The organism is Methylocapsa polymorpha (assembly GCF_045689225.1).
In the GTDB taxonomy this organism is placed as follows: Bacteria; Pseudomonadota; Alphaproteobacteria; order Rhizobiales; family Beijerinckiaceae; genus Methylocapsa; species Methylocapsa polymorpha.
Window position 1 is genome coordinate 3,723,579 of sequence record NZ_CP136862.1, and the last position, 14,138, is coordinate 3,737,716.

The 14,138-nt window shown below is 50.1% G+C and carries 11 protein-coding genes; 7 read left to right on the forward strand and 4 right to left on the reverse strand.

What is annotated here, in order from left to right:
- Window positions 1-104 precede the first annotated feature (104 nt).
- The 6 genes from RZS28_RS17175 (at window position 105) to RZS28_RS17200 (ending at window position 9,654) form a co-directional block, all read left to right on the forward strand.
- Window positions 105-2,549 (forward strand): rhamnan synthesis F family protein, encoded by a 2,445-nt coding sequence (locus tag RZS28_RS17175; RefSeq protein WP_407338949.1) that lies wholly within the window; start codon window positions 105-107, stop codon window positions 2,547-2,549.
- Window positions 2,546-4,681, forward strand: coding sequence for a rhamnan synthesis F family protein (locus tag RZS28_RS17180; protein WP_407338950.1), 2,136 nt, complete (start codon window positions 2,546-2,548; stop codon window positions 4,679-4,681). The genes RZS28_RS17175 and RZS28_RS17180 overlap by 4 nt, the downstream gene beginning before the upstream one ends.
- Before the next feature lie 47 nt (window positions 4,682-4,728).
- On the forward strand, window positions 4,729-5,502 hold the full coding sequence (locus RZS28_RS17185) for a class I SAM-dependent methyltransferase (protein ID WP_407338951.1): 774 nt from the start codon (window positions 4,729-4,731) through the stop codon (window positions 5,500-5,502).
- 179 nt (window positions 5,503-5,681) lie between these two features.
- Entirely contained in the window at window positions 5,682-6,863 is a 1,182-nt protein-coding gene (locus tag RZS28_RS17190) for a hypothetical protein (protein ID WP_407338952.1), read from the forward strand.
- Between the two features lie 294 nt (window positions 6,864-7,157).
- The gene (locus tag RZS28_RS17195; protein WP_407338953.1) at window positions 7,158-8,069 is read left to right on the forward strand and encodes a class I SAM-dependent methyltransferase; all 912 of its coding nucleotides are present in this window, start codon (window positions 7,158-7,160) and stop codon (window positions 8,067-8,069) included.
- Between the two features lie 19 nt (window positions 8,070-8,088).
- A complete protein-coding gene (locus RZS28_RS17200) occupies window positions 8,089-9,654 on the forward strand; it encodes an NTP transferase domain-containing protein (RefSeq protein ID WP_407338954.1) in 1,566 nt (521 codons plus the stop codon).
- A gap of 15 nt (window positions 9,655-9,669) precedes the next feature.
- Here the strand turns inward: RZS28_RS17200 and RZS28_RS17205 are convergent, their stop codons facing one another.
- The 4 genes from RZS28_RS17205 to RZS28_RS17220 are packed head-to-tail and all read right to left on the reverse strand — an operon-like array spanning window position 9,670 to window position 12,601.
- Window positions 9,670-10,029 carry a cupin domain-containing protein gene (locus RZS28_RS17205; RefSeq protein WP_407338955.1) on the reverse strand — a complete coding sequence of 120 codons (360 nt, stop codon included), beginning with the start codon at window positions 10,027-10,029 and terminating at the stop codon, window positions 9,670-9,672.
- A gap of 15 nt (window positions 10,030-10,044) precedes the next feature.
- Entirely contained in the window at window positions 10,045-10,863 is an 819-nt protein-coding gene (locus tag RZS28_RS17210; protein ID WP_407338956.1) for a hypothetical protein, read from the reverse strand.
- Complete coding sequence (locus RZS28_RS17215; RefSeq protein ID WP_407338957.1) at window positions 10,863-12,089, reverse strand: class II D-tagatose-bisphosphate aldolase non-catalytic subunit; 1,227 nt, start codon at window positions 12,087-12,089, stop codon at window positions 10,863-10,865. Before RZS28_RS17215 ends, RZS28_RS17210 begins: the two co-directional genes overlap by 1 nt.
- Window positions 12,086-12,601 carry an HAD hydrolase family protein gene (locus tag RZS28_RS17220; RefSeq protein ID WP_407338958.1) on the reverse strand — a complete coding sequence of 172 codons (516 nt, stop codon included), beginning with the start codon at window positions 12,599-12,601 and terminating at the stop codon, window positions 12,086-12,088. Before RZS28_RS17220 ends, RZS28_RS17215 begins: the two co-directional genes overlap by 4 nt.
- 734 nt (window positions 12,602-13,335) lie before the next feature.
- Here RZS28_RS17220 and RZS28_RS17225 point away from each other — a divergent pair.
- Window positions 13,336-14,091, forward strand: coding sequence for a class I SAM-dependent methyltransferase (locus tag RZS28_RS17225; RefSeq protein ID WP_407338959.1), 756 nt, complete (start codon window positions 13,336-13,338; stop codon window positions 14,089-14,091).
- Window positions 14,092-14,138 lie beyond the last annotated feature (47 nt).

The window sequence follows — 14,138 nt, forward strand, 5'->3', positions numbered from 1 at the left end:
CGCCTTAAAGCGTTGGGCTATCTAGCTGCTTTGGTGAAGCTGCTAAGCTGTAAAGAAGTTGAGAGAGAGTGTGTGTATTCCTTGGGAGCTTCGAGATATTGAGTATGCGATTAATTCACATTATAACTTATTTAGGCAGCCTACAGGCTTCTGCTTTTCAATGGCTGCTTCGGCATCCGAAGACCGCTGGCAAATATATTTACAAAAGCGGACTGTTTGATTATTCTTGGTATCTCAATCAATATAGCGAATCGCAATCTTCAAAGCTAAAGCTGATTGAGGATTATTTATACCGGGCGGGGGGCCGCTCTCCCCATCCATTGTTTGACAGCATTTGGTATGCGAGCACGTACGCCGACGTCAAGGCTTCGAAATTAGATCCTCTGGTTCATTATCTTCAGATTGGAGCGAGGTTGGGCCGAAGCCCCAGTCCGCTTTTCGACGGCCGGTGGTACCAAGACAATTATCAGGACGTTAAGCTCGCGGGAGCTAATCCGCTGATTCACTACTTAAAACACGGCTGGCGAGAAGGACGCAATCCCCATCCACTATTCGACACAAAGTGGTACCAGGAGCAAAGTCCCGCAGTACGATCATCGAGTCTCGACCCACTCACACATTACGTTACCGAAGGTTGGCGTCTCGGTCTCAGTCCGCACCCGCTATTCGATCCCAAACTGTACAGAAAGTCGTATCCGAAATCTGCTGGACTAAACCCACTCCTCCATTATCTTCTTGCCGGTTCGCATGAGCCGTTGCTAACACATTTCTTATTTGATCCGGCATGGTATCTACTAGAAAATCAAGATGTAGCCAAGGCTGGCCTACCGCCGCTCTTGCATTATTTACGCTCGGGTTGGAAGGAGAAGCGGAACCCAATGCAGCTATTTGATGCTGCGTGGTATTTGGAAAGATATCCCGATATCGCCGAATCCGGGATTAATCCATTTCTTCATTATTTGAAGGCCGGATGGACCGAGAAGCGAAGCCCACACCCATTATTCGATGGCAAATGGTATTTAGAACACTATCCTGACGTCGCTCGGGCGGAAGTTAATCCATTGCTCCATTATCTTTGCGTTGGTTGGATCGAAAAACGTAGCCCTCATCCATTGTTTGATGCGCAATGGTATCTTGCGCAGTATCCGGACATCGCGCAAGGACGGCTTAATCCTCTCCAGCATTACGTCCAATCCGGCTGGCGGGAGGCGCGAAGCCCACATCCGCTTTTCGACTCAAATTGGTATTTAAAGCAGTATCCAGACGTTGCGCGGGCGGGTCTAGACCCTCTCCGTCATTATCTCGCTTCTGGCTGGCGAGAAAATAGAAACCCTGGCCCGTTCTTTAATACGTCTTGGTATATATCGAATTACAATTACAAAGGGGATGATTGTCCGCTTTCCTATTACTTGTCACTTTCCAAGCCAAATCATCAGATGCCGCATCCACTCTTCGATGCCGACTGGTACGTTAATGCCTATGGTCCAGAAATCGACACGACAGTAAACTGCTATGTGGATTATGTGACCGCAGGCATCGACGTAGGCCGACTTCCAAACCCGCATTACGATAGTATTCTCAATTTCATCGGTGAAATCCCAGACGCGCGGAGCGACGCAGCTCGCAATGCATTTGAAAAAATGCTTTTAATTAAGGGAGCAGAGGCAAAATTTAGACGTATTGTAGAGGAACAGTTTGGAGTTCTCGATACGCACTACGAGGTATGGCAAACGCCTGATACGCTTGAGGATAAAGTTGTTTGTTTGTTCGGCGCCTATGCACCGAACGGGTATCTGCCACGATCGACGCTTTATTTTCTTTCCGCTCTGAAACGTCATGGCATTGCGGTGATTATGATTGCGGCGACTCAGAATTCAGGTAAGCCTTACGCCGATGACGCGATAGAATGCGAAGGTTTAATAAGCCGCGACAACTTCGGTTTTGACTTTGCTGGATGGGCGTTAGGCTTACATCTGATGCCGTCGATTTGGCGCGCCCATACAATTATATTTGCAAATGACAGTATATTTGGACCCCTCACGGAGGCCGCGTTCGGCAACCTTTTGGAGAGGATACGAACTTCCTCAGCGGATTATGTCGGGTTAACGGAAAGCTGGCAGATCGAGCATCATTACCAGAGTTATTTTTTTGCTCTAAAGTCAAACGCCATTCGGCACCATGGCGTAAAGACCTTTTGGCGCAATATCCGCAGCTTCGACGATAAAGACCAAGTTATTCAGCGTTATGAGGTCAAGATGTTGGAGGTGATGACATATCTTGGTCTGAAATCTGAGGTATTGTTCCCAGTCAGTAGCTTGTCATCGAAAGAGGACGTAAATCCAACGCTAGACAATTGGCGCGATCTCATCGAACGAGGGTTTCCCTTCGTCAAGGTTCAGGTGTTGAGAGACGATATAAGCGGCATCGACAAGGCGGGTTGGCAACGCCATGTCGTTATCGATCCAGCTCTAAAACCCCTCGTAATGGAACGCCTCGATAGCCGTATTGAGCAGAACCGCAAAGCCAAGATCATGAGACTGGGCAAATGAGCGCACCATTTGATCTGGTCCTTGGCCTCAAGGGCGCCTATGGCGCCCTTCCCGCCTCGCGGATGAAACTCAATTGCGATCGGGCCATAACTATCCCTTTTCAATTCGAGATCCGTTCCTCCCAATTTAGTCATCTTAAAGTGGCCGTCTTCGCACATATTTTTTATCCGGAACTGAGTGCGGAGATTCGAAGCTATTTGGGGAATATCCCACTTGACTTTGATCTTTTTGTCTCGACGGATGCGCCCGAGAAAAAATCGGAGATCGAAGGCGAGTTTCAAGCGTTTGGTCCAGGACGCTGCACCGTTCAGGTCTTTCCCAACAGAGGGCGCGATATCGCTCCCTTCCTTGTTGGTTTCAGCGATGAAATTCTTCGCTACGATATCGTATGCCACCTTCACTCCAAGAGGTCCAAGCATAATGATATTTTATATGGCTGGAGAGAATACGCCTTCAGGCAATTGCTTGGTTCGCCTTCGATCGTGAATTCCATCTTCCACTCTCTCGACTCCGGCGCAGTCGATTTGTTGTTTCCTGATCATTTTGGCCCGGTCGTGCAATCTCTTAATTATGGATATGATTTTGATCTGATGCGGGACTTGCTCGGGCGTCTTGGGGTTGCGTTCAGCAAGGACATTCTCCTTGAGTTTCCCTCGGGTTCGATGTTTTGGGCGCGGTCGCGCGCCTTAGCTCCTCTTCTAGACCTCGGCTTGCAACTCAAGGATTTTCCTGAGGAGACGGGACAAATCGACGGAACTCTAGCACATGCGATTGAGCGCTCGCTTGCCTTCGTGACTGAAGTAAGTGGAGGGCGTTGGGCCAAGATTGTTCAAGCGCAAGATTGCAAGCAGAGGAACCGTTTGATTTCGGTTTGGCGAAAGGAAGATGTCTCGCTCGCAGTCACGCGGGCGTCGCGACGACTCTTAGGCAACAGGGTTTCCACGAATTTGCAGCCACGATTCACGCCCGAACTTACGGCGGTCGGCTTCCGGCCGGAGGCGTCCTCTCGTCCGAGGTTCACCTTGCTCATCCCGACCCTCAAGCCGACGAAGGTATTTGGCGGCATTGCCTCGGCTTTGCGCCTCTTCGAGCAAATCCTCAGTCATTTTCGGAACGATGTGGACGCCCGAATTGTCTCACTTACTGACAATGTCGATCTCGACTGCATGGAATCTGCAAAAGGCTATACGTTGGTCAATTTAGGCGCCGAAAATACCGCACTTAGGAGAACCGTGGTCGATGCGAGCGGTGTGCAATCGGCGCAACTCCCGCTGCGTCGCCATGAGATCTTTCTCGCGACGGCCTGGTGGACGGCCTTCAGCGGCTTCGAGATGCAGAGCATGCAGCGGGAGGCTTTCGGCGCCGCCCCGCCGCTCTTTTATTTCATTCAGGACCATGAGCCAGACTTCTATGGCTGGTCGTCGCGCTACGTTCTGGCGCAGTCCACCTATTTCCGAAAGTCCGACGCCAAGATGATTGTCAATTCGGAAGAGCTCTACAATTTTATGGAGAAGAATTACGGATTCGAGGACGCCTACTACGTGCCTTACGCCGTGAACGAGCGCCTTAGGAGCCATTTCCGGCCGCGGCCGAAGGAACGCATCATCCTGATCTATGGCCGGCCCGGCACACCCCGCAACGGCTTCGAGATCCTGTTAGATGGCCTTTGTCTCTGGCAGCAGACTTATCCCACCGAAGCGCGCGCTTGGCGCATTGTTTCAGCTGGCGAGGAGTTCGAACCTTGGCGTGCGCAGCATGTGTCCAACTTCGAGATTCTCGGTAAATTGTCGCTGAGCGACTACGCCGACATTCTATGCCGCTCGGCGGTTGGAATAAGTCTTATGGTTTCGCCGCATCCGAGCTATCCGCCCCTCGAAATGGCGGAGGCGGGAGCGATTACCGTTACAAACAAGTATGACGAGAAGGATCTAAGTCTCAGGTCCGACAATATCGTATCCACGGATTTACTCACGCCTCACTCCTTGGCGGAGCAGATAGCTCTGGCCGTTTCGCGGGCCGAGGCGACGATCGGAGAGTCGGCTCAATTTCGGCCTATTGCTGCGATCCCATGCAAAGGTAAGATGTTCTCGGCAGCGGCGGTGGCGCAATCGATCGAGAAATTTATTTCTTAGGGAATCGAGACATCTTCGCTTTCACAAGAACTTTGACAGGCGCCAACATGACTGAACTCTTTCATTTTCGCGGTTTTGATATACCGGTTGACCTGCTTAAAAAAACTGGGGGTGGGCCTGAGACCTTTGAGGAAATATCAGATTATCACATGAATCTTCTTCAGCAATATATTGGCGTCAAGGATACCGATCACGTTATGGAAATCGGCTGCGGAATTGGTCGGGACGCCATACCACTAACCAAGCTATTGGAGCGTGGCAATTATATAGGGACAGACACAATCGCTCCATCTATTCAGTGGTGTGCCGAAAACATAAGCGTCAGATTTCCAAATTTCGTCTTTGTTCATCACGATATTCATGACAGTTTGCACAACCCCAATGGAACCCTGCAGGCGTTTGACGTAAAATTGCCTGCCGAAGATAACAGTATTGATTTGATCATTCTGCAATCAGTTTTTACCCATATGTTCGCGGATGAAATCGTACATTATATGAACGAATTTCGGCGTGTCTTAAAACCTAGTGGACGTGTGTGGGCGACTTTCTTTATTGTGCATCGCGAAATTTTGGATGCGATACGAGATGATGCGCAGACGCGACATGCTTTGTCATTTCGATATCCGTACGGGCTAGGATGTCATGTAAACGTGATAGAAGAACCGCGAGGTGCGGTGGCCTTTGAAGAAGATGCCCTAAAAAAGATGATAGAGAGAGGTGGCTTGTCAATGGCGCAACCAATCCTGTGGGGGGTATGGTCTGGCCAGCGCCCCGACCCGAAATGCGGACAGGATGGTCTGGTCCTGATGAAGACAGCGTAACCCGGCTGATCATCAGCCTGTTCTCAAACACGGAGCAACGGCCGGAGCGTTTGGCAGTGTTTCTACGCGGTGGGGACTTCGACCGAAGCGCTCGGTTGCTTTGAAGAAATAAAGTGCTAGCGTGCAACGAAATGGAAATAGCATCTTTTTGTTACACTGGACTGAAAAACGAGGTAGAAATGAAGGTCGCAGTTTGCATCTCTGGACAAATGCGAACTTTTCGACGCGTTTCTAATTCATTGATGGCTAATTTAGTGAAGCCACTCGGCGCTGACGTATTCGTGCATACTTGGCGTGAAACTGGGAATACAAATAAGTTGATATTGTCGTTGCCGAAAGGCTTTCATCTAGCATTGCCGCAAAGCTTTTGGCATGATAATCCTGATATTTTGACCTCCCAGCCATCACTTTTTCAAATCATATTGCCTAATATGTATGGTGAACTACAAGCGATTGCCGATACGAAACTCCAGGTAACAGAAGATGAGCTTAAAGAAAGATATCAGCCGGTCAGTTATTGTATTGAAGATTTCAACGATGATATGTTCAACAGACTTTTTGATATTCCGCGATTAAGACAGTTGGCATTCAACACGACCATATTTAACGCTCCTCCCATGTTTTATAAGATTTATGCTTGTGATGAATTGCGAAAGGAATATGAGAAAAAACAACGATGTAAATACGACATCGTAATTCGAACTCGTCCAGATCTTTTGTTCTATGCGCCGATACACTTTGATCTATCGAAAGTTCGAAACCACTTGTTCACTTTGTATAACCCGTTTTACGACGCGTTGGGATGCGCAGACCTCTCGAATGATATGTTCTTCATGGGCGACTCTGACACCATGTCCTATGCCACATCTATTTGGAGGGACCTGCCGCGAATTTGGAACCCGGATGTGTTATTGGAATGGCCCTTTGCTGAACGGGGACCGGAAAGGGCCCTCCATTATCATCTCGCCCGTCGAGATCTCCACCGTGACGTTCTTAAAATTGAGCCCGCGCCAGCCCGCGTCGTTGGACAGGTCGGATACGAGCGCATGCTTGAACTTGTGCAGAAGGATTTAACACAGATAGGGACGCTACCCGAGTTTGTGAAACTCTGTGTTTCCGTTTGCCAGAGCATCTATGCCGTTGACGCACATTTTTCCGGCGAAGAGGAATTAGCGTCACGAATTCTTGCGAATGCGGTGGAAATGAACGGGGTCCAGTTTCCTGAACCATTTATTGGACGCGCGAAAATTGCCGCTCTGAAGGGCCACCATGACACGATGTCGACCTGCTTCTTGGCGGCCAAGCAAATTGGACAAGAGGTAGCGTACCCAGAACTGGGCATCGGTCCTGTTCTGGGTTGAGCAAGAGCTGCATTCTCTATGGCTAACGGTGAAGCGACATAACGAGCCTAGAAGAATACAACTTCCAGCTTAGCGTGGTATGACGATTGCGCCATCCATTCCAGCGGTTGATTAGGAGTTTCACTCTGTAGACTCCTACAATATCCTCTCTCAATCCGCCTCTGGTTTGCAGAGACGGACGACATACTGCTAAGTGATATGAAGGTAGCTTCATCTGAACTGATTGAATACTATGGAGCAAAGCCGTTGCAATGCGCGTCGGAGCGTCGAGAGCTGTTACGAGGGAGGGCGAGCATGGAAATTTCCCAAGACCATAAGATTCGCAAGAAAGAGGGCTATTGGAGCAATCTTGTCGAAGGTGAAACTGGCATCTATAAGGCCGAAGCCATCGACGAACTTATCTCCCAACACTTCCCCGATCACTGCGACGCCGTCCTCGATGTCGGATGCGGCACCAGTGTCATCGCACAAACATTGCGTAAGCGTTTGGGTGCGTCACGCATGGTATTCATGGACTATGACCCAGCGGTGATCGAAGAGATGCGCAAGCGCGTCAACGACCCAACAGTCGAATGGAAAGTCGGGGACATATTCAACATCGGAGCATGGGAAGACCGTTTCGATCTCATACTTTTGCTGGATATGATTCACGAAGTCTATTCGTTCTACGGTCGGCCGGTCCGTGATGTGAACGTGGAAATCGATCATGTCCGTGGCCAACAAGCGGTGTACGACGCCTTGTTCCAGGTCGCACGTTTGGTCAAGCTGGGGGGCGGCATCATCATCACCGATAATGCTTTGTCTCCCGAGCGAGTGCCACTACGCATTCGGCTGCGCAATGCAAAAGTCATTAAAGCCGTTTCCAAATTCCTTGATGAATATCCATCACGCCGCATTGCTGTGCGCTGGCATGCTGATGACGAGTTTTCGATCGATTCACATGACTTTTGTATCCTATTGACCCAATATAATAAAATCAAGGCTGGCAACATGGACCGGTGGAACGTTGAGAAATGCGAGATCCATCAATACATGACCATTGCGGAATACAATAATCTATTTGGCCATCTCGGGTTCACTCTTTACAGTCTGGTCGGTACGCCCGAAGGGGCGTCGGAGGAGTGGAACGAGGATTTCAAAGTAATTGCAGGATTGTCGGCCATCCCCGAAAAGCGGATATCGCTGCTCGCGGTCAAACATCGCTGAACGCTGGGGAGATGGGGCGATGAAAGTCTGCATACTTGCGGCCGGCAAGGGTACACGCATGAATGCATTCGGCGGCAAACTGCATAAGGGCTTATTGCCTCTAGGGAATCTCGCAATAATTTCGCAAATAATGGCGCAATTCCCTAGGAGTGCCACTTTCGTCGTCGCGTTGGGCCATCTTGCCGATCAGGTTCGCGATTATATCGCCATTGCTCACCCGGAACATATTGTCCAATTTGTATCGGTGGACAATTTCGATGGTCCCGGAGCTGGACCCGGATATTCCTTATGGTGCTGTCGGCAGAATCTAGCCGAGCCTTTCTATATCACCGCCTGCGATACTCTGGTCACCACTGCGCCGCCGCCTTTGAATGAAAACTTCATCGGCGTTCAATCAGTGGATGACCCCAAATTATGGTGCACAGTTGATGCAGCCAACGATGGAACTGTCCGCAAATTGTACTTCAAAACGATGGAGGGGACGCATTTGGGGTTCATCGGTTTCGCCGGGATTTATGACCATGACGCGTTCTGGGATGGGCTTGGCGCAAAGATCGGTGGCGAAGGCGAATACCAGGTCAATGACGGCCTTGCCGCTCTGGTGCCATCCGGCCTGCGGGCGACAGAGATGGGGTGGATCGATACTGGCGTCGAGGAAAACTATAAGGTTGCTCTGAGGAAGTTCCCAAAAAACTATAGCTTCGAAGGGAAGACGACGGATGTGACCTATCGGATTGACGACCGCGTGATCAAATTTTTCCCTAATGATGGTGCGGCGCGGTCTCGATATTCGCGTGGACTGGCAAACTCGGCATTTGCAAAAGTCATTGATAGCGTAGGAAGTTTTTTCAGTTACCGCTTTGCGGATGGGGTCATGCTATCTTCCGTGCTTCGGGCTGACACTTGTCTCGCCTCTCTACGCTGGCTTGATGAGACTTTCTGGCGTGCGTCTCCATGCGATCCACATCAGTTCGAAGAGGTCTGTCGCCGGTTTTATGGCGAAAAGACTCTCGATCGTCTTGATGATTACCTGCGACGCTTCGAACCGGAGGGTGAGACGTCGCCAATGGTAATCAATGGTCTTGTTTGCAGAACCGTTCGTCAAAGTTTGATGGATCTTCCGTACGAATTCTGGTCAGGAGGTCTCCCTTCGACCTTTCACGGCGATCTACACGCCGATAATGTCGTCGTGGCGGAGGACGGCGGCCTTGTGCTGATTGATTGGCGGCAAGATTTCGCTGGATTAAGGGACGTGGGCGACCGCTATTATGATTTCGCCAAGTTCTATCACACTCTCGATCTCTCCGTAGAGACTATGGACAGCGGCAGATATTGGATAAAGCTTGGTTCGGACGGAATTGACATTGGCCACGAAGACACGCCGACACAGGCGGAAGCTCGCGAAGCGTTCTGGACCTTTGTCGAGGCCAATTCGTACGACTATCACAGAGTCAAAATATTAAACGCGATTATCTTCATTAATATGGCACCGCTCTACTCCAAGTCGATGGCGCGGTATCTGTACCATTTGGGGCGTTTCCGTCTCGCACAGGCGCTTGCCGTCCCTGAAACGCCGCAGCAATGACACGTTCGTGACCACCTACCGGGTGGCACGGACGATCTCGCGGTCGTAATCGTCTGCGTGACGGGTTACGTCGTCCAATTCAGGGGTAGATGCCTCGATCAGACGCGCATCCTCGATCACCGTGACGCGATGAATAGTGCCAGGTTCGATGTCGTAGGATTGCCCGGCGGTAAAAACGTCGACCGTGGCTTCCTCACCTGGCACCTGACGTTCGAGAGATAGGACACCCGACAGGACAAAAATCGTTTCCAGTTTGCGCTGGTGAGACTGAAGGCTCGATCGAGTCCCCTTGATCATATAAATATCCTTTAAAGCATAGCGATCATTGCAGGCGACCAGAACTTCCTTACCCCAGGGTTTTTCAATTATTTTCATTGGACGCAGCTCCCATCACAAACGATATTGAGCTAGGCTGGGGTAAAGCGTAAAAAAATTCTCGTAAAACATTTCTGCATACATGTTCATTTTGAAGCGCGTGCTGAAACCGTACTTGCGGTGCATCCATTGTTGTCCCTCCTCAAACACGCGCCGCAGGTTGATCTCGTAACGGTCGGTACGGATCAAATCATGGCGGGTTTTCAATAATTCAGTCCGTTCATTGATAACCGCCTTCGTGGTAATGGCAGAGGCGAAATGATTAACGTAGCCTTTGATGATCAACTCCTGATCGGCATAGTATCCGCGGAAATTTGTACCATCATATAGGAAATTCATGTAGTCTGGCTTATCGCGCTCCATGACCGCTTCAATAAAGTCGCGCCGTAGTAACCAAGCTACATGATTGCCGTGGCAGACATATCGTGTGTTGTTGGGCCCAATAAGTTCGCTTTCAGCCCAATTGGCAGCGCAAGGGGATATGATCCCCACCTGCGTATGCCGTTCCATTTCTTCCACTAGGATTGCCACCAGCGGACCTGAAATCTCGACGTCGTTGCATACTAAGAAGAAATAGGTATAATCGCGGAACTTGCCGCCCTTAAGAATTTGGCTCAGGCCATAATTGAAGCCCCTCGGATAGCGTAGCCCATCGCGCATGGCTTCCGGCCAATCGGCCCACCAGGAGCAATATTTCGACAGCAAACCCTGATTCGATCCGCTCTCTACCACGAATACATCAGCATTACCTGTATCATAAGCCAGGAAGTTCTCGACCAACTGATCTGTTGCATCCGGCATATTACGGTTTAGAATAATAATTGCTGTGCGCATTATGACATTCCCGATAATCGAAACGCTTTCAAATGGCGTAGGAGGGGCACCTTGACCTGCTCTCGTAGATATTGATCGAGTTCGACGCCATGTGCGCGGAGGTCCCGCTCAATGGCCGATTTGAGCTCCTGGAACGTATCGGTCGAAAACACGTAATGACCGGCGATGATCGCGCGATCACGATCGGACGCAGTGGTGTCCGGCAGCATCCATTTTTCCCACTTTCGGGAATTATAAGCTAATTCGAGGAAGCGCTCGCAATGATGATCCAAGCGTGATCCGTAGAGGAGTCTGAGCAGCGCCCGTGTTTCTGCCACGCCATATTCGGGGGCCACGTTAGCCGAGTGGATACCCAACCACGGGTGCCACTTCAACACTTCATCCGACAAATAGTCTGTATTATGCTGTTTCAAGAAAATATCGAACCGCTGCAATCCTTTGATCAATCGAGGAACGAATACTTCGCTGGGAAGCGCGCCTTCAATCCGGTAGGGATTGTCAAGCAGACCAACATTGCGCGCCTCCATTACCTTTGTGCCAGTCTGTGCTACCACAAAAGTGGGCTTCTGCAGGCCCTCGGCATTGCAGAAGGCAACGATCCGCTCAAGGGTAGTAAAGAATGCTTCCATGGAATGGGAAAGAGAATCCTGCTCCTCGGTGCCTACCTCGAATGCTATATCCCGTCCCAATTCGCGCGATGTCTGATCGCAGTACCGGTAAAGCTCGAACAGACGCGCCAGTGCGTCCTCGGCGCTCGGCTCTCCCTCGGGGGTAACGCTGGTATCAAGGTGCAGAACACTGAATCCGGCCTCGATGTCTTCACGATAGGATTGCTTCGCACTTTCCATTGCCTGGGCGGGAGACAGAGATTTAGCTATTTCTACCGTATTTTGCCATGGTCCACCATGGTCGCGGCACATTAGGATTCGACCACCACGATCGCGCGCGCGTACGTGATCGGCGAACCGCTGGGCATTCCATCCGTGGACGTATCCGCCGCCGAGCGAATCCATATCAACCTGACGGCGGCTAGGGATAAGCATGATATCGACGTTATACTCATTGGCAAGGTCGATGGCGGCGTCGACAGCGGTCTTACTGACTACGCCCACTCCAAGCAGAGTGCAGGGCCAACGACGGGCTTGTTTTCGAATGCGGTCGCTTGTCCGGACTACTGCGGACACGCCCCCCGACCAGGAACGGCTTGAAGCTTGCGTGTGTTTCATGTTCCGGAAACCTCAATCTTCTTGACGAGGAGGCCTTCTAAATTCAACGGTTCGAAGAATTTTTCTAGCAGATGGATGCACGCTTCCGCCACCGCGCGGTCTCCACCAGCCGCTTGCGTCACGAAATGTGCTGCCGACTTTGCCAGAGGGGATGCGTTAGAAGGGGCGATTCCATATCCGACGCGCCCGAGAACAAGCGCATCAAAAATGCCGTCCCCCATATAGATCACTTCATCCAACGGATATCGCTCCGCAATCCAATTACGACGATGTATCGTGCTGACTAATTCCAAGGGATATTGCATATCGTCCCTAATGCGTTTTGCTGTAATGGCAAATCCCTTCGCGTCGCCTGAAATGAACTGAACCGGTAAGTATTGTTTGATAAGATTAAGACCATCATGATCATCAGGACCAAAACGCTTCATAACTTTTCCCTCAATAGTATAATAAAGCATACCATCTGTCATGACACCGTCAACATCCAGGATAAAGATCGAAGGTTTTTTCATAGCAGCGCAATGGGTTCCATTCAGATTCGGCCTATCGGACACTTTTATACTCTAGTTTTTATCTTGTGATAGAAATCGATCTAATTTCGTGACAATCTCCCTTAGGGGATGCTTCTCTGAATTACACGAATAAGTATAAATTGCCAATTAAATATTTCAATCTATCATTAATTAACTTGTTGATTTTACGATATTTATCAATAAGTCGTTTCTTGTTTTATCTGCTTCAAGTGCGGATATCGCAGGTTGACTACGCTGCAAGCGATTATCACACTCTCTCGTTAGGGCGGTTCGGCTCCCGATCCAAACCACTTTACCTAAACACGTACTAACAATAACATTCAATAGATATCAAGTGGAAGCGCAGGTGCATGCGGGTGCCTAGAGAGGGTCGGCTCGGCAGCGTCCAGCGGACCGACTCTAGCCAGTGGTGACGAATATCTATCGGGCGGTATTCGGCGGCTAGGCGCGATTGACAATTTCAAGAATAGGATCACGACATGAGCTTGTACGGGTTGCAGGATAATGGAGCAATAAAGTGGCGGCGGCCACTACATGCGGTCCCCCATGCCGACGAGAGCGTGAAATGTCCAATATGCGGCTTCCTCCATCAGCAAATGGTTATTTGCGGATACGGCACCGCCACGTCTGTCCCGCGACGCGCTCGATTTCTAAATCGTGGCGGACTGCCAGTGCTATTCGAGAGCACACTTTTACAATGTCCGAAATGCTCTATGATGCATCTGAGTCCGGTGCCGAGCAATGAAGACTTGGCTACGCATTACCAGCAAGCCTCGATTTTGCATGGGATAGGATCTTCCGATATTTTTCTTGCTGCGATTAACGATCCGGTCCGTCTGGACTACGCTCAACAGATTATTCAATGGATATGTGACAAAGCCCCCACCACCTTAGAATTCCTGCAAAGCGGCTTCTGTATTGACGTAGGATGCAACTGCGGATGGTTTATGAATGCCGCACGAGAGAGAGGGATCAGATCTATAGGCATAGAACTTGATGACGTCCTGTGTGCATACAATAAAGAATATATTGGTTGCGAGATGTTTTGTGGAATGTTTGAAGACACTCCACCACAGTTCGAGCAGTCCGCGTCGCTCATCGTCCTCAACGACACGCTAGAGCATCACGCGTCCCCCCTAGGTAGCTTGGAAACCTGCTATCGTATGACAAAGCCGGGAGGGATAGTTTTCGTTAACGTGCCCAACGCCCTTTTTTGGAAGGCGCAGCACGACATCGAATCATGGGAATGGTTCGAAAGTGATCACTTGATGTATTTCAACGAAAGCTCGATCCGCAAGGCATTCGAGATCTGCGGATTCAAAGATATAGTCACAGATACGCACGACTGGGGTAACAATCAAATTATGCTATCGAACGCGGGAATCGATCCAACGCCTCAGATGTTTGAGTATATCTACAATCATCGCATGAGAGAAAAACTGTGGTGCGCCGGGAGGCGTGCGGAGTAACGCACATGTCGCGGGCAGTGATGCATCGCTTTCGCGGGCGTGAGCGC

Bases quoted from the DNA above. Each gene is read 5' to 3' on its own strand.
- RZS28_RS17210 (WP_407338956.1), bottom strand. From the start codon at position 10,863: ATGCGCACAGCAATTATTATTCTAAACCGTAATATGCCGGATGCAACA.
- RZS28_RS17225 (WP_407338959.1), top strand. From the start codon at position 13,336: ATGATGCATCTGAGTCCGGTGCCGAGCAATGAAGACTTGGCTACGCAT.
- RZS28_RS17185 (WP_407338951.1), top strand. From the start codon at position 4,729: ATGACTGAACTCTTTCATTTTCGCGGTTTTGATATACCGGTTGACCTG.
- RZS28_RS17205 (WP_407338955.1), bottom strand. From the start codon at position 10,029: ATGAAAATAATTGAAAAACCCTGGGGTAAGGAAGTTCTGGTCGCCTGC.
- RZS28_RS17190 (WP_407338952.1), top strand. From the start codon at position 5,682: ATGAAGGTCGCAGTTTGCATCTCTGGACAAATGCGAACTTTTCGACGC.
- RZS28_RS17200 (WP_407338954.1), top strand. From the start codon at position 8,089: ATGAAAGTCTGCATACTTGCGGCCGGCAAGGGTACACGCATGAATGCA.
- RZS28_RS17215 (WP_407338957.1), bottom strand. From the start codon at position 12,089: ATGAAACACACGCAAGCTTCAAGCCGTTCCTGGTCGGGGGGCGTGTCC.
- RZS28_RS17220 (WP_407338958.1), bottom strand. From the start codon at position 12,601: ATGAAAAAACCTTCGATCTTTATCCTGGATGTTGACGGTGTCATGACA.
- RZS28_RS17175 (WP_407338949.1), top strand. From the start codon at position 105: ATGCGATTAATTCACATTATAACTTATTTAGGCAGCCTACAGGCTTCT.
- RZS28_RS17195 (WP_407338953.1), top strand. From the start codon at position 7,158: ATGGAAATTTCCCAAGACCATAAGATTCGCAAGAAAGAGGGCTATTGG.
- RZS28_RS17180 (WP_407338950.1), top strand. From the start codon at position 2,546: ATGAGCGCACCATTTGATCTGGTCCTTGGCCTCAAGGGCGCCTATGGC.